Consider the following 17,934-nt stretch of genomic DNA (forward strand, 5'->3'; position numbering starts at 1 on the left):
CCGAAGCCGAGCACCCCGGCCGGGCCGAAGCCGGTCAGGCCGGGGTGAAGGTGACGGGCAGGCTCGCCAGTCCCCGCATCCAGAGGGACTCCTCCCAGCGCAGCTCGGCCGCGGGTACGGCCAGGCTGAGGTCGGGGAGCCGGTCGAGCAGGACCTCGATGGCGGTCTCGGCGATGACCTCGGACAGCTCCTGCGCCGGGAACGGGCAGCGATGCGGGCCGTGGCCGAACGCCAGGTGCGCCTGGTTGCCGCCGACGCTGGCCGCCTGGTCCGGGCGGATGTGCGGGTCGGCGTGCGCGGCGGCGATGCTGAGCACCAGCATGTCGCCGGCCTGGACCTGGTAGCCGCCCAGCTGGCAGGTCCGGGCGGCCCAGTACGCGCTCAGGTTCGCGAGTGGGGGATCCTCCCAGAGGACCTCGCCCATCGCCTGTCCGACGCTGCGCCGGCCGCCGGCGAGCGTCATGGCGAACCGGGCGTCGGTGAGCAGCAGCCGCACCGTGTTGCCGATCCAGTAGGCCGTCGGCTGCTGCCCGGCGGTGAGCACGTACTGCATGTCCTCGACGAGCTGGTCGTCCGGCGCCGCCAGCGGGTGGTTGACCATACCGGAGGCGACGTCGAACGTCGGCCGCTCGCGCCGCTGCCGGATCAGGTCCTGCATCCGGGCCAGCAGCCGTCCGTAGGCGACCGGCGCCTCGGCCGTGAGGTCCATCAGCACGATGAGGTCGCGCACCACGGCCGACGCCTCGTCCAGCGGGATGCCCAGCAGCCAGCACACGACGTGCACGGGCATCCGCAGGGCGAACTCGCTCATCAGCTCGGCCCGGCCCGTGGCGGCGAACTCGTCGATCAGCAGGTCGGCGATCCGCTCGCAGCGCGACCGCAGCTCGAGCTGGTCGACGGCACCCAGCGCGTCGTGCAGCACGGTCGAGCGGCGTTCGTGTTCCTGGCCGCCCGACCTCATCACCGCCGCGCTGCCGAGGATCCACTGCAGCGACCAGTCCGCCGGGACGAGGTCGAGCGCGTTCCACGGCGTCTGCCGGTCGAACACCTCCGGGCGGGTCAGGACGTAGTGCATCTCCCGGTAGCTGAGCACCAGCCAGACCGGGAGGTCGCCCTCGAGCAGCGCCGGGGCCACCGCGCCGTGCCGGGCCCGCAGCTCGCGGAAGAACCCGGCCGCGTCCCGGTGGAACTCGTCGCCGTAGAGCCGGGCGGCGCCCACGTGCGCCGGGTAGCGGCTGGCCAGGACGGACGCGCGGTCCATGGCGGTGGTCAGATCAGTCATCGGGTCTCCCCCAACCCTCGAAGAGCCCGTCAGGAACCGAGGCCGGCCGGCGCACCATGCGCGGCCGGCGCACCATGCGCGGCCGGCGAGCCGTGCGCGGCGGTGGACAGCGCCAGCACATGGTCGACGAGCCCGATCAGGACCGCCTTGCTCGACTCGCGAGCACGGGCGTCGCAGTCGATCAGCGGCACCTCGGGACTGAGCGACAGCGCGTCGCGCACCTCGTCGAGCGAGTGGGCCGGCGCGCCGAAGTTGTTGCGGGCGACGACGAACGGCACCTTCTGGTGCTCCAGCCGGTCGATCGCGTACCAGGAGTCCTGGACCCGGCGGGTGTCGACCAGCACGACGGCGCCGAGCGTGCCGGCGAACAGCCGGTCCCACAGGAACCAGAACCGCTCCTGGCCCGGCGCCCCGAACAGGTAGAGCACAAGGTGGTCGTCGAGGCTGATCCGGCCGAAGTCGAAGGCGACCGTCGTGGTGTTCTTGCCTCGCAGCCCCGCGGTGTCGTCGATGCCGACGCCGGCCTCGGTCATGACCTCCTCGGTGGACAGCGGGCGGATCTCGCTGACCGCCCGCACCATCGTGGTCTTGCCGACACCGAACCCGCCGACGACGACGATCTTCAGGCCTTCGCGGACCGTCTCGCGCAGCGGCGCCAGCATCCGCGGCTCGGCGGGCTCGCCGCGCCCCGGGAAGAAGGCGGACCCGGCCCGCGGCGAGGCGGCCGTCCTAGAGCCGGCGGAGTCCAACGAGCACCTCTCTCAGCAACTCGGGGTGGGCGTACGGGAGTTCGACCGCCGAGCGGCGCGGCGCGGACCTGGCCGGCTGGCGGACCATGATGCGGCCGGCGTCGAGCAGGTCGCACAGCAGGATCCGGGTGACGCTGATCGGCAGGCGCAGGTGGGCCGCGATCTCCACGACGGCCCGCGCGGAGCGGCAGAACCGCAGGATGCCGGCGTGCTCCGACTGCATCCCCGGGCTGGGGTCGCACTCGGCGATGACGAGGGTGACCAGGTCGAAGGTGTCGACGTCCGCCCGGCTGCGCCCACCGGTGATCGTGTAGAGCCGGTCCGGGTTCTCCCGGTCGATGTTGCCGCGGGTCACGCCGGAGCCACCGTGGCCCTCAGGTCGCGGGCCGGCGCGCTGAGGTACTCGCCGATCTGCTCGACCAGCTCGTTCATGTTGTGGCCGATCACGCCCGCGTCGGCGTCCTCGGTGGCGATGACCGCGAGATGGGCGCCCTCGCCGGCCTCGACGATGAACAGCAGGCCGCCGTGGAACTCCGTCATGGACTGGCGGACCCCGCCGGTGCCGTCGCCGAACTCGGCGGACGCGCCGTGCGCGAGGCTCTGGATGCCCGACGCGATGGCCGCCAGTTGGTCGGCCGCGTCGACGGTGAGCCCGGAGGTGCGGCACATCTTCAGACCGTCCCGCGACAGCACCAGCGCGTGCCGGGCGCCCGGGGTGCGTTCGAGGAGGCTCTCGAGCAGCCAGTCGAGGTCGCGTTCGTTGGTCTTCATCATCGGGTCGCGGGGCCGCCGCGGGTCCGCTGCCCACGGCAGGTCGGCCCCTGCCTCCTATCTGGCTGGGTCGGTTGCTGGGTCGGCGGTGCCGGTGTCCTGCGCCGGCGGCTGGCCGGCGGTGCCGGCCGGGCCGGTGTCGGCGGACCGGGCCCGCGCGCCCGCCTGCTGGAAGGCGCCGAACCGCGCGCCGGGCGACGTCGTGGCCGCGGTCGGCCGGCTGGCCTCATCGGCGGGAGGGCCGTCCGGGGGAGCCGTCAGTGCCGCCACCGTGCGCGCGGAGCCGGCGAGCGTCTCGCCGCGGCCCCGCTTCGGCAGCGGATCCGGCTCGCCCGGCTGGCGCGCCGCCGCGCGCGCCGGAAGCGCCGCGGGTTCGCTGGGCTGCGCCGCCGCCGGCTGCCGGCCACTCTGCCCGGCGCCCGCCTGCCCCGCCGCCGCCGGCGCGTGCGCCCCGGGCAGCGGCGTGCCCTCCGGTCGCGGCTGGGTGATGAGCTGGCGGGGGACGATGACGATCACGCCGGTGCCACCGCGGGACGAGGGGCGGAAGGACACGGTGAGCCCGTACTTGCGGGCGAGCGAGCCGACGACGGCCAGGCCCAGGCGGGTGCCGGAAAGCGTGGTCAGGTCGAGCGCCTCGGCCGAGACGGCCCGCTCCGCCCGCCGCAGCGCCGCCGGGCCCATGACCAGGCCGCCGTCCTCGATGGTGACGACGATGCCGGCCTGGACCTCTTCGACGTAGACGTGCACCTCCTCCGACGGCGGGGAGAAGCTGGTCGCGTTGTCCATCAGCTCGGCGAGGGCGTGCATGACACCCTCGGCCGCGTAGCCGGCGACGGCGGCGGTGCAGGTCGAGTGCAGCCGGACCCGCTGGTAGGCGCTGATCCGCCCGAGCGCGCCGCGCAGGATGCTCTCCATGACGATCGGCTTGGTCCAGCGCCGGCCGGAGCGGGCGCCGGTGAGCACCGCGATGGAGTCGGCGAGCCGGCCGGCCTGGGAGACGCTGTGGTCGAGGCGCAGCAGGTCACCGAGGACCTCCTCGCTGTGCCGGTCCTCCATGTCCCGCAGGTCGGCGAGCATGCTGGTGGCCAGCGCCTGGACCCGGCCGGCGGCGTTCGCGCAGGCGGCCATCGCGGCGGCGCGCATCCGTTCGCCGCGGCCGACCTCCTCGGCCAGCGTCCGCAGGATCCGCTGCTCGGCGGCGTCGGACGGCGCCGGCCCGCCGCCCGCCAGCGCCTCCTGCGCCGAGATGCCGTCGCGCAGCTGAGCGACGATCTTCGGCAGGGTGTCGTCGGCGAGCTGGGTGAGCTCGGCTGCCCGTCGCTCGGCCTGGGCGTCGAGGGCCGCCACCCGGTCGGCGAGCCGCGCCGTGCCGGCCGCCTGGCGGATCGCGAGGACGACGGTCACGGCCGCGGCGGCCAGGCCCACGAGCACCGCGACACTGACCGAGGCCCGCGCGGACGACGGGGTCATCGCGATCGCGCACAGCGCGGCGACGGCGATGACCAGCAGCGCGGTGAGCAGCACGGTGCGGTTCGGGCCGGCGACGGGCTGGCGGCGCGCGGACGTGCCGGCCGAGAAGGTGTCGGCCCGCCCGCGAGCGGGCCCGAGTACACGTGGCATCGCGATCAGTTCCTCGTCCACATCGTCGTCCCGATCGTCGTCCCGGCCGCCCGGGCGGCCGCGCCGGCGGCGCACGCCCGGACCGGCGCGGCAGTGAGGCCGCCCGTCAAAAACTCTGGATTCACGGCCTCTGGATTCACGGCTGAGCGCGGCGGGTGCGCGGGCCGGCGCGGAATGCGCGACAGAGGCACAGCGCGCCCCGCAGGCTTTCTCGACACCGCGACCACTCCTCGGCCATCCCCCCGGACACGCAATGGAGCCGGCCGGCCGCGTGGGGCGTTTGACCCGGTGCGGGCGTTGGTCCCCTGTGCCGTCCGTCACCCGATGCTAGGGAGACCACGCGCACGGGCCCCATTCAGCCAGCGCCGCCACTGGCCGGCCGACCAGGGCCGAGTGGGTGACATGTGTTCACGTTGTTTCGCCGATGGACGCCGCGTTTCGATGCCCATCTCGCGGGGGGCCTGGATTTGGCAACCGGTAATAATCGGGTGATTACTCTGAACATCAGCACCGACTTGCCCCGGAATAGTCGTCGTGGGTGATCCTCGACGCGCATCCGGGACATTTCGCCAGCACCGCCGCGGCGCTCGCGCACTTGAACCTGGACAAATCGGGACCTTTGGTCTTAAGCGGCGTTCCCCGTCCGCCGGCCGCGCTGATCCCCGCCATCCAGGGCGCCATCGTCACAGGCAGCGACTGTCGGCGGGCGCGCCCACGGTCGCGAATGAACGATCTTGGGTCGCGCCACAACACCGAAGGCCACGCGGGAGACACGTCCGGTGTGCCGAGGTTTTCTCCTCGTTGCGTCGACGGCCAACCGTCGTCCCGGGGCGGTCGCCGAGCGCGGCCGGGCGCCTGAAAGCCCCGGTGGGCGGCCACTCGGACGAGCGGGCGGCCCACTCCGCCTCGGTGACGGTGAGTTCGGACGACGTGGCTTCGCGGGAGCTGGTGCGGCGGACTGTGGTTCGGCGGAATGGGTTCGGGCGTCAGCGACGCAGCAGGCGACCGGGGCCGCCCGGAACGACACGCATGGCGTCGGCCGGGGGGCGCCGGCCCGGCGGGAAGAGCGCGAGGACCGACCCGCCGAACCCGCCGCCGACCATCCGCGCGCCGGCCGCGCCGAGGTCCCGCAGGCGGGCCACCGTCTCCTCCACCTCGGGCACCGACACGTCGTAGAGGTCACGCAGGCTGGCGTGCGACGCGTCGAGCACCCGGCCGAGCTCCGGCAGGTCGCCAGCGCGCAGCGCCGCCACCGCGCCCCGGACCCGCTCGTTCTCCGCCAGCACGTGGCGCACCCGGCGGCCCAGGGGCTCGGGCAGCCGACCGGGCGCGTCCGGGTCCGCCTCGCGCAGCGAGCTGATCCCGAGCAGCTCGCAGGCGCGGGCGCACTCGGCCCTGCGGGTGTTGTAGCCGGACGCCGCGATCGCGTGCCGGACCCCGGAGTCGACCGTCACGAGCCGCCACCGGCCCAGGTCGAGACGCACCGCCTCGACGCCCGCCGGCACCGCCGCCGGACCGCCGCCCGTCCGGCCGGCACCGACCTGCCAGCGCCCCGGCGGGCGAGGCACGGCCCGCGCGGAAGGCGCCGCGGGCGCGGGCGGCGGTGCGGACGCGGGCGGCGGCCCTGGAGCGGGTGCCACCGCGGGGTCGGGAGCGGGCGCGCCGACGGGCGCCTGATCACCCGTGGGCACCTGACCGGCGGCCACGCCGGCGGCCGGGTTGGCGGCCACGTCGGCGGCCAGGGCCTGGATGTCCAGGCACAGGGCGTGGCCGGGCCGGCCGAACAGCGACGCGGTCTGGTCGAGCAGCCCGGTACGCGCGCCGACCCACTCGTTCTCCACCCGGGACAGCAGCCGGGCGAGCTGGCGGCGGTCCGGCTCGTCGTGCCCGCTGTGCGCCAGCAGCGCGAGCGCCAGCGCGACCTCGAGCGCCGCCGACGACGACAGGCCCGCGCCCCGGGGCAGCGTGCCGGTGACCGCCAGGCGCGCGGGCCGGACGGGGTATCCGGCCTCGGTGAGCAGGGCGACCACTCCGCGGGCGAACGAGCGCCAGCCCTCGGCGCGCGGGGGCACGGAGGCCGGGAACACGTCGTGCGAGCCGATGTCGACCGCGTGCACCCGCATCATGCCGTCCAGCGAAGGCCGTGCCCGCACCGTGACACCCAGCTCGATCGCGAACGGCAGGCACAGGCCGTCGTTGTAGTCGGTGTGCTCACCGACGAGGTTGACCCGGCCCGGCCCGAAGGCCACCGCCGTCACGGCCCCCCACCCGCCCCGGCCGGCGGGCCGGCCGCGGCGCACCCGGGACCGGCGCGGCGCGTCCACCGGCCCGTCCAGCTCGTCAGGCCCGTCCAGCTCGTCAGGCCCACCCAGCTCGCCCGGCCCACCCAGATCGCCCGGCTCCTGGCGAGAGGGCGAGCCGGAACCGGCTGACGCGGCACCCGCTGTCCTGGCGCCACCTCCCCCGGCGACCTGGCCGTCCGTCACGCATATGCGAACGCCCGGCATCCGCGAGACGATCCGCTGGCCCACCTGCGTGCGTCTCGCCGCGCCTCCGAGCCCGCCTAACCGGCGGCGCGCAGCAGGGCGGCGGCGCGCTCGGGCTCGACGTCGTTGATGTAGACCCCCATCGCGGACTCGCTGCCAGCGAGGTACTTGAGCCTGTCCGGGGCGCGCCGGTTGGAGAACACGCGCAGCCGCAGGTGTGCCCAGCGCCGGCCGGCCCGCACGGGGGCCTGCTCCCAGGCGGCGACGTAGGGCATCTTCACGCCGAGGACCCGGTCGAAACGGCGCAGGACATCCAGGTAGAGCGACGGGAACTCGGCCCGCTCGCCCTCGTCGAGGGCGGGCAGATCGGGAACATGCCGGCGCGGGTAGATCGACACCTCGAACGGCCAGCGGGCGGCGAACGGAACGAAGGCGATCCAGGCGTCCGTCGAGGCGACGACGCGGGCGCCGGCGGCCTCCTCAGCGGCGACGGCCTCGCAGTGCTGGCAGCATCCCCGCCGACGTGCGACGCGGATCATCGTCGCCAGCGGCGTCGGGACGAACGGGTAGGCGTAGATCTGGCCGTGCGGGTGGCCGAGCGTCACCCCGATCTCCTCGCCGCGGTTCTCGAAGACGAACACGCTCGCGACGGCGGGCAGGCGGCCGAGCGCCGCGGTGCGGTCGGTCCAGGCCGCGAGGACCGTCCCGGCCCGGCGCGGTGTGAGCGCCGCGAACGAGGCGTCGTGGTCGGTGGTGAAGCAGACGACCTCGCAGCGCCCCTCGCCGGGCCGGGCGGCGAACGGGCCGGCCAGCTCCCTCGGCCGGCCCGCCACCGACGCGGGCGGGCCACCCTCGCCGGGGCTCGGCGGGCCCAGCGCCGGCAGGCCCAGCGCGGGCAGGCCGAGCGCGGGGAATCGGTTCTCGAAGACCGCGACGTCGTAGTCCTCGGGAACCTCGGTCTCCCGGCCCGGCCGGCTGGGGCACAGCGGACAGTCTGCGACCGCCGGTAGATGCGTCCGCCCCTGCCGGTGCGCGGCGATGACCACCCACTCGTCGGTCAGCGGATCGTGGCGCAGCTCGGACGGCGGCCGGGCCACCGGCACGAGGCCGCGCCGGTCGGGATCGCCGTGGTGGCGGCCCGGCTCGTCGTCGAAGTAGATGAGCTCCCGGCCGTCGGACAGCAGCACCGCCGTCCGGCTGGCGCCAGCCTCGGTCACGTCCGCCGCCGTCACGCCGCCGTCACGGCCTAGACGGTACCGGTGCGCCCGATCACATCGACCGGTAGACCTCGGCCCGCGCGGCGCTGACCAGCCGGCGCCGAGCGAGCAGCCCGGCACCCGCGCACGCCAGCAGAACGATCAGGACAACTGGGCCTTCCCGCGCGAACCACGACGTCACCTCGGGCTCGCCGACGAAGAGCACCTCGGGATGCGGGACCGACAGGAACGCCCCGGCGGCGCCGACGACCATGAGCACCCGAGGGCGCGCCACCCCCCTGGCCATCACCAGCGGGACCATGCCCCAGACGAGGTACCACGGGTAGAGCACCGGCCCGAGCAGGGCGAGGCTGAGCAGCGCGAGGCCGCAGGTGGCCGGAACGTCCCGGTGGCGAACCGTGATGAGCAGCCAGCCGATCAGCAGCGCGGCCCCGGCCATCCCGGCGGCGCGGGCGAGGCCGAGCAGGTCGCTGCCCGGCAGCGCGGGGCCCGGCGTGTCGGTCACGATGGCGAGCAGGTTGGCGAGCGCCGAGACCGGCGAGTAGAGGCTCAGCCCGTGTGACGGGGTCGACGTGGCCCTGACCCAGCCCAGCCCGTCGGGCACCAGCAGCAGCGACAGGGCGGCCGCCGTCGCGGCGATCACGGCGAGGTCACGGATCACCGCCGTGAGCACCCGCGCCACAGGCCCCCGCGCCGGCCGGCCGGGCAGGGCGCCCGACCGCGGCCCACCCAGAGCGGCGCGCGCCGCCGGCTCCGGTTCCGCCGCCGGCTCCGCTGGCCCCTTCATCTCCGCCGGCTCGGCCGGGCCGACGGCCAGATCGGCCCACCGGCGGGCCAGCACCACGACCATGATCATGGCGGCCGGCCACTTGGTCAGGGCGGCGGCGGTGAGCAGGGCGAGGCCGAGGCCGACCCGCCCGCGCAGGGCGGCCAGCAGCCCCGCCGCGGCCAGCGCCATCATCACCGCCTCGAGGTGGACGGCACCGAGCAGTTCCAGCAGCACGATCGGCCCGCCGACGCCGGCGGCGAGCGCCCACGGGCGACGCTGGGCGGGCACCGAGCGGACCAGGCACCAGGCCAGCGCCGCGACCGCGACGGCGGCCACGATCCGCAGCAGGATGACCGACCGGACGACCTGGCCACCGGTCAGGGCGGCCACCGCGTGGAAGAGCCCCAGGCCGACGGGGCCGTAGGGCGACGGGGTGTCCCGCCAGATCGGGTCGGCGGCCAGCGCGGCAGGGTGGCTGCCGAGCAGCGCCGGCCCCGCCGCGTAGGGGTCGAGCCCGTTGGAGAGCATCGCGCCCTGGGCCACATAGCTGTACACGTCCAGGCTGAGGATCGGCGGGCCCACCAGCGGCGCGGCCGACCAGCAGCAGATCAGCACCGCGACGCCGCGCAGGGACAGCTCGCCGCGCTGGCTGCGGCGGCACGCCCACCACCAGGCCCCGACGAGCAGGGCCGCGCCGAAAAGCAGCACCACCGGCAGCAACGACGGCTTGTCGACCGCGACCGGGTCGAGCAGCCCGAACCAGGCCGTCGGCGGGCGCACGACGGGCCCGAGCGCGAGGCGCCCACCGGTGACGACGACGAGGGTGGCGCCCAGGGCACCGACCGCGCCGCCGAGCGCGAGCGTGCCCAGATGCCGCGCCCGGCGGCCACGGGGGCTCGCCCCGCCGGTCCGCGGGCCGTCACTCCGCGGGCCGTCCGCCGACTCGTGGCCGGCGGTACCGTCGTCGGTTCCGCCCGCGTTGGTCGCGCCAGCGTCGGTTCCGCCGGCTTTCGCCGCGTCATGGACCTGGCGGCGCCTGGTTTGCCTGTCCGGCCTGGTATCTCCCATCGCGACGTGGACGCTGCCAGCCGTGTCGCACACGCAGACGGACCCGGAGCGGACCCCGAGTGAACAGCGCGGTACCGGAGAGGTCGCCAGCGCCATCGACGTGATGCCAGTCACATGGATCGTGAAGCTGCCAGCGAGCCGTCACAACGCGGTCACAGGCCGCAGGGATCTCGCCGCGAAGGTCACAGTGGAAATACGGAGCGCGATATCGGCGCCCCCTGGCTCCTCTAACCTCGGTGTTGGACGTCGAGAACCAGCCAGCGCGCCCAGGCGACGCACGGCGAAAGGAGACGCCACGTGACGAGGGCCTCGGCTGCCGCGGGCGACATCCCGGCCCCCAGGACGGCGCCCGCGACGGTCATCCCGGCCGGCAGGGCGCCATGCCCGCCTCCTACCCGGCCCGCCGTCGTCTCACCCAGCGGCGCCAACGCGGCCGGTTTCGATCCAGCCGGTTTCGACGTGTGTGAGTACCTGGACGGCCTCGGCGCGTTCCTCGCCGGCGTCGCGAACGTCGTCATGCAGCTGAGCTGGGCGCCCGTCGGCCACGGCGTGATGGAGAGCCAGGTGCCGACCGGGCGGCTCACCCACCATCCGGTGAAGCGCTTCCGCACGACGCTGACCTACATCGCCGTCGCCATGCTCGGCACCGACGAGGAGCGCGCCCAGTACCGGGACGCGGTGAACTCGGCCCACCGGCAGGTCCGTTCCACCTCCGCGAGCTCCGTGCGCTACAACGCGCTGTGGCCGGAGCTGCAGCTGTGGGTGGCGGCCTGTATGTACCGGGGCGCCGTCGACGTCCACACCCGGCTGCACGGACCGATCGAGCCGGCGGCCGCGGACGCGTTCTACCGGCACGCCGCCCGCTTCGGCACGACCCTGCAGATGCGCCAGCGGATGTGGCCCGCCGACCGGGCCGCGTTCGACCTGTACTGGGAGGAGGCGCTCGGCCGGGTCGCCATCGACCCGGCCGTCCGCGCCTACCTGCACGGCCTCGTGACCGGCCGGGGGATGCGCTGGCCGTTCAGTCTTGGCCCGCGCCGGCTGATGATGTTCGTGACGACCGGCTTCCTGCCGCCCAGGTTCCGCGAGGAGATGCGGCTGGCCTGGTCCGCGGCCGACCAGGCCCGGTTCGACCGGACGCTGCGCCAGCTCGGCACCGTGCAGCGCCGCCTGCCCCGGTTCGCCCGCCTCTTCCCCTACAACCTGCTGCTCCTGGACATGCGCCTGCGCCGCCGGCTGGGCCAGCGGCTGGTCTGACCTCCCCAGCCGCTGGCCGTCCGCCACTGCGCCGACCCGCACAGCGCCGGCCTGCGCTCAGCCGACCTGCGCACTCAGCCGGCGTGGACGGGGGCGCCGGCGGCGGCCACGTCCGACTTCTTTGCCTTGACCAGGATGACTACCGTGACGAGCGCGGCCGCCATCAGCACGGCGCTCCAGAGGAAGGCCGTGGTGTAGCCCTCGATCTGGGACTGTGCCTGCGCGGCCGGGCCGATGCCGTGGCTGCCCAGGTAGTTCGTCACGACGGTCGCGTAGACGGTGTTGAGCAGCGCGATGCCGAGCGAGCCGCCGACCTGCTGGGTCGTGTTGACCAGGGCGCTCGCGACGCCGGCGTCGTGGTCCGACACACCGATCAGCGACAGGCTCGACATCGGGACGAACGCCATGCCCATGCCGAGGCTGATCAGGAGCTCCGCCGGCAGGACGTGCGAGGCGTAGCCGGTGTGCAGCCCGACCTGGGTGAGCAGCAGCAGGCCGACGACGGCCATCACGCCACCCACGACCATGGGCGACTTCGGGCCGACTCGCGGCAGCAGCTGGCTCGCGATGGCCGCCCCGAAGATGATCCCGCCGCTGAACGGCAGGAAGGCGAACCCGCTGCGCAGCGCGCTGTAGCCGAGCGTCTGCTGGAAGTAGAACGTCATGAACAGGAACATCGCCAGCAGCGCCGCGCCGAAGAACAGCGACGCGAGGAACGAGCCGCCGCGGTTGCGCTCGAGCACGACCCGCATCGGCAGCAGCGGCTTCGCCGTGCGCAGCTCGATCACGACGAACACCGCGCACAGCACGACCGCCGCCACCAGCAGGGAGACGGTCACCGCCGAGCCCCAGCCGTCGTCGGCCGCCTTGGTGAACCCGTACACCAGCGCGACCAGGCCGAGGGTGATCGTCGTCGCGCCCGGGATGTCGTAGCTCGGCTTGCCCTCGGCGCGGCTCTCACGGACGACCGAGATCGCGGCGACGGCCGTGACCACCGCGATCGGGACGTTGACGAACAGGCACCAGCGCCACGAGGTGTACTCGGTGAGCAGGCCGCCGACGATCAGGCCGATCGCGGCGCCGCCGCCGGAGATGCCGCCGTAGACGCCGAACGCGCGGGCGCGCTCCTTGCCGTCGGTGAACGTCACGGTGATGAGGGAGAGCGCGGCCGGCGCGAGCACCGCCGCGCAGGCGCCCTGCAGGGCGCGGGCGCCGAACAGCATCGCCGCGTTCGGGGCGAACCCGCCGAGCGCGGACGCGGCGGCGAAGCCGAACAGGCCCCAGATGAAGGCCCGCTTGCGCCCGGCGAAGTCGGCGATCCGCCCGCCGAGCAGCAGCAGGCCACCGAAGGCGAGCGTGTAGGCGGTCATCACCCACTGCCGGTTGGCGGTGGAGATGTCCAGCGCGGCCTGCGCGTGCGGGAGCGCGAGCGTCACGATCGAGCCATCGAGCACGACCATGAGCTGGGCGACGGCGATGACGGCGAGCGCGATCCAGCGGCGCGGGTCGGGTTCGCCGGCCGCCCCGTGGACCGATGCGTCGGCGGCCGGCGAGGCGGCGACCGCCGCGGCCGGCGCCACGGGCTGGGCCGGGATCACCGGCGCGGTGGCCCTGTGGTCGCCACCGTCACCCGAGGGTGTGACGTCGGTGGTTGTGGTCACTGTGTCTCCGTGTCTTCTGGGGAGGCTCCGGAGCCGCGAGGGGTGCATCGTCGCGTCTTCTCGGCGTGGGGTCTGGAATGCCGCCATGGACGTCGGTGGTTGCCAGTGGTCGGGAGCGGACGCCGGGTCACGGGCCGCACGCGGATCAGGCGAGGCGGTAGTTCACTCCCAGATAGTACGGCATCGAACAGAGCTGGCATCAAACTATCGTGATCAACTACACTCACGCCATGAAGGCCCGCACCCACGGCGCCGACGCGGGCACGCGCACCGAAGCCGCCCCGACCATCGACGTCCTCCCAGTCATTGACGACGCTCCAGCCACGGATGTGACAGTCGACGCCGGCGCGGCCGCCCTGGACTACGCGGCCGAGCCCGCCGAGTTCTGCACCGTCCCGGAGGGCGCGGCCCCAGAGGATGGACCGGACCAGGTCGACGAATTCATCGAAGGCTGGTCTCGGGAACGCCCGGACCTGGACGCCGACACCATCAGTGCCCTCGGTTGCTTCGGCCGGATGAAGTGGCTGACCAAGAACCTCGCGACCATGGCCGAACAGGTCATCCGCCGGCACGGCCTGAACGCCGGCGAGTTCGACGTCCTCGCGGCGCTGCGGCGTTCCGGCCCGCCGTGCACGCTCATCCCGTCGCAGCTCTCGTCGCTGCTGATGATGTCACGCGCCGGCATGACCAACCGGTTGGACAGGTTGGAGAAGAACGGCCTGGTCGAACGGACCCTCGACCCCGAGGACCGGCGCAGCTTCCGGGTCCACCTCACCGACAAGGGCCGCGCCGTCATCGACGCGGCGGTCACCGAGCACGCCCAGATCGTCGGCCGGTTCAGCGCGGTCCTCTCCCCCGACCAGCGCGCCAGCCTCGACGAGGCGCTGCGGACGCTGCTGCGCGCCTTCCCCTGAACACCCCACGGTTCTAACTGTCAAAAGGCGATCTTCTGGTCGTCCGACCCCTGGTACCTCCGAGGACAGGGGCCGCCAGCCCTCTATAGTGCGGGCGGTGGCGGAACAGCTGGACGGCACGGTGGCGCTCGTGACCGGCGCGAGCAGCGGCATCGGTGCGGCGGCGGCACGCGAGCTCGCCCGCCAGGGAGCGGCCGTGGCGCTCGCCGCGCGCCGGGCCCACCGGATCGGCTCACTCGCCGCCGAGATCACCGCCGCCGGCGGCGAAGCGCTCGCGATCGAGACCGATGTCACAGACCAGTCCCAGGCGATCGCCGCCGTCAAGCGGACCGTCGCCGAGCTCGGCCGGCTCGACACGGTGATCAACAACGCCGGCGTGATGCTTCTCGGCCCCGCCGTCGGCGCGCCCACCGAGGAGTGGGACCGGATGGTCCAGCTGAACATCCAGGGCCTGCTCTACGTCGCCCACGCCGCGCTGCCACACCTGCTTCGGGCCGCCGAGAGCGAGCCGCGGCGGGTCGCCGACCTGGTCAACATCAGCTCGGTCGCCGGCCGGCGCGCTACCGCCTTCTCCGGGGTCTACAACCTCACCAAGCACGGCGTGAACGCCTTCACCGAGGCGCTGCGCCAGGAGGTCACCGAACGGCACGTCCGGGTGTCGGTCGTCGAGCCGGGCGCTGTCGAGACCGAGCTCACCCACCACCTGCGCCCCCAGATCCGCGAAACCGCCCGGCAGCGGTTCGCGAACGTGGAGATGCTGCACGCCCAGGACATCGCCGACGCGATCTCCTACATCGTGACCAGGCCGCGCCGGGTCTCCGTCAACGAGATCCTCATCCGCCCCACCGACCAGCCCGGCGCCTGAGCCTCCGAGCCCGGTCCCCTGCGCCGCCAACCGGCTGCGGGTGGCGACCGACTGACTACTCGATGCGCTGACCGCCCGCCAACCCGCCCAGCCGAGCCTCCTGCCGGCCGGAACCGCCACCATCGCCCTCGCAGGCGACCCAGATCTACGGCTGACCGCCGCGGCGGCTCCCCCGGCCCGCCGCCGCGGCTCCGGGAACAGCCGGGCCATCGAGACGACCCGGGCGATCGAGCGGTGGGCCGATGGGCCTCGTCGTCTCGGGGTCGAACGGCGCCGGCTCATCGCTCCCGGCCTCCTCGACGTCAGGCCCTGGCACGTCGACCTCGTCCATGTCGGCTTCGTCGGCGCCCGCTTCGTCGACATCGTCGGCGGCGGGCTCGATCTCAAGCTCGTCGACGCCGGGCTGGTACGCCTCGGGGCCGCCGTGGGCCCACTCGATGAGCTCGCGCGCCAGATCGTCGAGCGCTTCCTGCCCGCCGGCGAGCCGGACGAGCCGACCGCGCAGCTCCTCGAGGCTCGGCCGCGCGGCCGGGTCGGCGGCGATCATCGCCGCGAGCAGCCTGACCAGCTCCTCCGGGACGCCGGACAGGTTCGGCGGGGTGTACGGATCGACGATGGCCTTGAGCAGCGACGACGCGGCCCGGTCCGGGTAGAGAATGTGCCCGCTCGCCGCGTACACCAGGGTCGCGCCCAGCGCGTAGACGTCAGCCGCCGTGGTATCGGCCTGGCCAGCCACCTGCTCGGGGGCCCGGTAGGCCGGCCCGAACGGCTCTGTCAGCACGGCGAGCCCAGCATCGATGGTCTTCGGCCCGTCCGGGCCGAGAATGACGTTGCGTGGCTTGAGGTCGCGATGCAGCGACCCGGCGTCGTGCAGCTCTCCCAGCGCGTCCGCCAGCATGATCCCGAGGGCGGCGGTCAGCGGCGCGTCCAGCGGGCCCTCGCGCAGCACGTGCTCGCCCAGCGTGCGGCCCGGGACGTACTCGGCCGCGAGCCAGGGCGGGTCGCCGTGCAGGTCGGCGTTGTCGAGCCGGGCGGCCCGCGGGCCCGTGACCCGGTACAGCGCCCGGACTTCGGCGGCCAGCCGCCACCGGGCGTCGGCGCGCGCCAGCAGGTCCCGATTGATCACCCTGAGCGCGACGCACTCCCCGGCCGCCGACCGGGCGAGATAGACCCGTCCCGCCCCACCGACGCCAAGCCGCGCGTCGAGCCGGTACCGACCAACCACCTCCGGGTCGGACGGCAGCAGCGGCTCCGCCACCATCTCCTCCGCCACCGCGGCCCCCCGGACCGCCTGCCAACGATCTGCGCCACCCACCATGCCACGGACCCCGGGGCGGAGCTGCAAATAGGGCCAAATAGGGCGATGAAGTCCGCAGCCGCGTGCGGGTGACTAGCGCTGTGCTGCCGGGACGCGGGCGAGCCGGTCCGACAGGGTGGCGATCTCCTCAGCGGAGTACGACAGGTGGATCCTGGTCGTCGACGCCGGGCGGGTGGCCAGCGACAGACCGGGGCGCCACTCGCCGGCCGGACGGATCGGGCGTGGGGTGAACCCGCCGCCGCAGTTCGGACAGACGTCGCGCAGCCTGCCGACGCAGTCGGCGCAGAAGGTGCACTCGTAGCTGCAGATCATCGCGTCCGGGGCGCCGGCCGGCAGATCCTTGTCGCAATACTCGCAGTTTGGTCGCAGTTCGAGGGCCATCAGCCGATTCTTGCCGAGCACATCGCGCTCGCAAGGTCCGGCCGCACTCAGCCGAACACCCAGCCGAACACCCGGCCGGACACGCGGGCGGCCGCGGCAGGCGAGGGCAGGTGTGGGCGCACGCGCCGCACGATTCCGACGGCGGCAGTCGGAATCCCGACTGTCCGCACCCCCGCCGGGCGGCGACGCTGAGGCCATGCCGCTCGCGACTCCATCGACACCGGCCACGCCGGCCACGCCGGCACCGTCCACGCCGCCTACGCCGTCCAGGCCCCTGCTCGTCGACGTCGTCGTGTTCGACGGGGTCGACGAGCTGGACGTCGTCGGCCCGCTGGAGGTCTTCCGCGACGCCGAGCGCCGTGGCTGCCCGCTGACCAGCCGGCTCGTGACCCGCACCGAGGCCGGCGAGGTCGTCGGGAGCTTCGGGCTTCGCTTCCGGTCGGACGCCGTGCTCGAGCCCGGCTGCGACGTCCTGGTCGTCCCGGGTGGGAACTGGATCGCCCGTGGCGAGACCGGGGCCTGGGCGGAGGTCCGCCGCGGCGAGCTGCTCCCGCCGTTGCGCGCCGCGGCTGGGCGGGCGTCCGTGACGGCGGGCGTCTGCACGGGCACCCTCGTCCTGGCCGCGGCCGGCCTCGTCGGCGGCCGGCCGGCGGCCACGCATCACGGCGCCGCGGCGGACCTGGCCGGCTACGGCGCCGCCGTCACCGACGCCCGGGTCGTCGACGACGGCGACCTCGTGACCGCCGGCGGCGTCACCAGCGGCATCGACCTGGCCCTCTGGCTCGTCGAGCGCTTCTTCGGCGCCCACCACGCGGACGCCATCGCCGACCGCCTGGAGTACCACCGCGCCCGGGCCGTGACCGTCGAAGCGGCCGCCGCGCCCAAGGACCGCGGGGCGAGAACCTAGGAAGCTCCTGGGGAACGATCGTCACGGGCGAGCGTCGCAACACCGACGAGCGCGCCAGATCATGGTTCAGTTCATGATCCGGTGGATGTTTGCCGCTCTGGCACGCAAGAACGCAATCACCCTGGGAACGTCTTGACGATCGCGGAGTCAACCCCGCTTGGAGCCCGGCCCGAGCTCGGTCGGGGTGCCGCTCGTGCGGTCGGGCGTTCATCCTGTCCGACGTCAGAGTCACAACCAGCGCCGTTTGGCGCCCCTGACGTCTGACCCGACGCCCGGGATCCCCCGGCGCCTGCCACGACGCAGAACGGAGGCGACCGGGGTGGCGCTGCGCGCCGCCCGCTCATCCATCCATGGGCTGTGGCGGGCGGGAAGCCAAGGATCCGCCCCACAAGCCATGACCGGATCCGATGAGGGATCTGAGTAATTAGGGTTCCTCGTTCTGGCGCCGACAGGCCCACCGGATCGCCACTGGGCTCCAGCACCGCCGGTCACCAGCGGCTCTCCCCGGCCCACGTGCAGGCCGAGTCGGGTCTGATCACTCGAAGAGCCGAGGCACCACCTCGCGGCTGGTGCGCCCGGCGCCGCCCGGCGGGGCCCGCTGCCCGCTCGGGGATCTCCGTCCGGCCGGCATGTGAGGCGACCTTATGATCCTAAGGATTGTGACGGGGG

General features: G+C 74.1%; 15 protein-coding genes. 4 read left to right on the forward strand and 11 right to left on the reverse strand.

Features of this window, described 5'->3' with window-relative positions:
• Positions 1-34: 34 nt before the first annotated feature.
• From FRCN3DRAFT_RS0235740 to mptB, 8 genes are all read right to left on the reverse strand, one after another.
• Positions 35-1,282, reverse strand: a complete 1,248-nt coding sequence (locus FRCN3DRAFT_RS0235740; protein ID WP_007518147.1) for a cytochrome P450 family protein — start codon at positions 1,280-1,282, stop codon at positions 35-37.
• Between the two features lie 29 nt (positions 1,283-1,311).
• Positions 1,312-2,031, reverse strand: coding sequence for a GTP-binding protein (locus FRCN3DRAFT_RS47830; protein WP_007518149.1), 720 nt, complete (start codon positions 2,029-2,031; stop codon positions 1,312-1,314).
• Positions 2,012-2,386: a DUF742 domain-containing protein gene (locus tag FRCN3DRAFT_RS0235750; RefSeq protein WP_007518151.1), complete on the reverse strand. Its 375-nt coding sequence runs from the start codon at positions 2,384-2,386 to the stop codon at positions 2,012-2,014. Before FRCN3DRAFT_RS0235750 ends, FRCN3DRAFT_RS47830 begins: the two co-directional genes overlap by 20 nt.
• Positions 2,383-2,802: a roadblock/LC7 domain-containing protein gene (locus FRCN3DRAFT_RS0235755; protein ID WP_198536230.1), complete on the reverse strand. Its 420-nt coding sequence runs from the start codon at positions 2,800-2,802 to the stop codon at positions 2,383-2,385. Before FRCN3DRAFT_RS0235755 ends, FRCN3DRAFT_RS0235750 begins: the two co-directional genes overlap by 4 nt.
• A gap of 57 nt (positions 2,803-2,859) precedes the next feature.
• A complete protein-coding gene (locus FRCN3DRAFT_RS47835) occupies positions 2,860-4,422 on the reverse strand; it encodes an ATP-binding protein (RefSeq protein WP_083401504.1) in 1,563 nt (520 codons plus the stop codon).
• A gap of 986 nt (positions 4,423-5,408) precedes the next feature.
• Positions 5,409-6,929, reverse strand: a complete 1,521-nt coding sequence (locus FRCN3DRAFT_RS50195; protein WP_131803470.1) for a galactokinase — start codon at positions 6,927-6,929, stop codon at positions 5,409-5,411.
• A gap of 56 nt (positions 6,930-6,985) precedes the next feature.
• The gene (gene galT, locus FRCN3DRAFT_RS0235770) at positions 6,986-8,125 is read right to left on the reverse strand and encodes a galactose-1-phosphate uridylyltransferase (protein WP_007514222.1); all 1,140 of its coding nucleotides are present in this window, start codon (positions 8,123-8,125) and stop codon (positions 6,986-6,988) included.
• A 52-nt stretch (positions 8,126-8,177) separates the two neighbouring features.
• A complete protein-coding gene (mptB, locus tag FRCN3DRAFT_RS47850) occupies positions 8,178-9,962 on the reverse strand; it encodes a polyprenol phosphomannose-dependent alpha 1,6 mannosyltransferase MptB (protein ID WP_198536198.1) in 1,785 nt (594 codons plus the stop codon).
• Between the two features lie 297 nt (positions 9,963-10,259).
• Between mptB and FRCN3DRAFT_RS0235780 the strand changes: the two genes are divergently transcribed.
• Entirely contained in the window at positions 10,260-11,219 is a 960-nt protein-coding gene (locus tag FRCN3DRAFT_RS0235780) for an oxygenase MpaB family protein (RefSeq protein ID WP_007514224.1), read from the forward strand.
• A gap of 74 nt (positions 11,220-11,293) precedes the next feature.
• Here FRCN3DRAFT_RS0235780 and FRCN3DRAFT_RS0235785 read toward each other — a convergent pair whose 3' ends face one another.
• The gene (locus FRCN3DRAFT_RS0235785; protein ID WP_007514225.1) at positions 11,294-12,880 is read right to left on the reverse strand and encodes an MFS transporter; all 1,587 of its coding nucleotides are present in this window, start codon (positions 12,878-12,880) and stop codon (positions 11,294-11,296) included.
• A 209-nt stretch (positions 12,881-13,089) separates the two neighbouring features.
• Between FRCN3DRAFT_RS0235785 and FRCN3DRAFT_RS47855 the strand changes: the two genes are divergently transcribed.
• Both FRCN3DRAFT_RS47855 and FRCN3DRAFT_RS0235795 read left to right on the forward strand, forming a co-directional pair.
• Positions 13,090-13,794, forward strand: a complete 705-nt coding sequence (locus FRCN3DRAFT_RS47855) for a MarR family winged helix-turn-helix transcriptional regulator (RefSeq protein ID WP_007514226.1) — start codon at positions 13,090-13,092, stop codon at positions 13,792-13,794.
• A gap of 97 nt (positions 13,795-13,891) precedes the next feature.
• Positions 13,892-14,659 (forward strand): SDR family NAD(P)-dependent oxidoreductase, encoded by a 768-nt coding sequence (locus tag FRCN3DRAFT_RS0235795; RefSeq protein ID WP_027141244.1) that lies wholly within the window; start codon positions 13,892-13,894, stop codon positions 14,657-14,659.
• A 145-nt stretch (positions 14,660-14,804) separates the two neighbouring features.
• Here FRCN3DRAFT_RS0235795 and FRCN3DRAFT_RS47860 read toward each other — a convergent pair whose 3' ends face one another.
• Positions 14,805-15,932, reverse strand: a complete 1,128-nt coding sequence (locus tag FRCN3DRAFT_RS47860) for a serine/threonine-protein kinase (RefSeq protein ID WP_051467406.1) — start codon at positions 15,930-15,932, stop codon at positions 14,805-14,807.
• Positions 15,933-16,049: 117 nt separating this feature from the next.
• Positions 16,050-16,358, reverse strand: coding sequence for a DUF1272 domain-containing protein (locus FRCN3DRAFT_RS0235805; RefSeq protein ID WP_027141245.1), 309 nt, complete (start codon positions 16,356-16,358; stop codon positions 16,050-16,052).
• 196 nt (positions 16,359-16,554) lie between these two features.
• Here FRCN3DRAFT_RS0235805 and FRCN3DRAFT_RS47865 point away from each other — a divergent pair, with 196 nt between their 5' ends.
• Positions 16,555-17,265, forward strand: coding sequence for a DJ-1/PfpI family protein (locus FRCN3DRAFT_RS47865; protein ID WP_007514230.1), 711 nt, complete (start codon positions 16,555-16,557; stop codon positions 17,263-17,265).
• The last annotated feature ends 669 nt before the right edge of the window (positions 17,266-17,934 follow it).

Source organism: Pseudofrankia saprophytica (assembly GCF_000235425.2).
GTDB classification, from domain to species: domain Bacteria; phylum Actinomycetota; class Actinomycetes; order Frankiales; family Frankiaceae; genus Pseudofrankia; species Pseudofrankia saprophytica.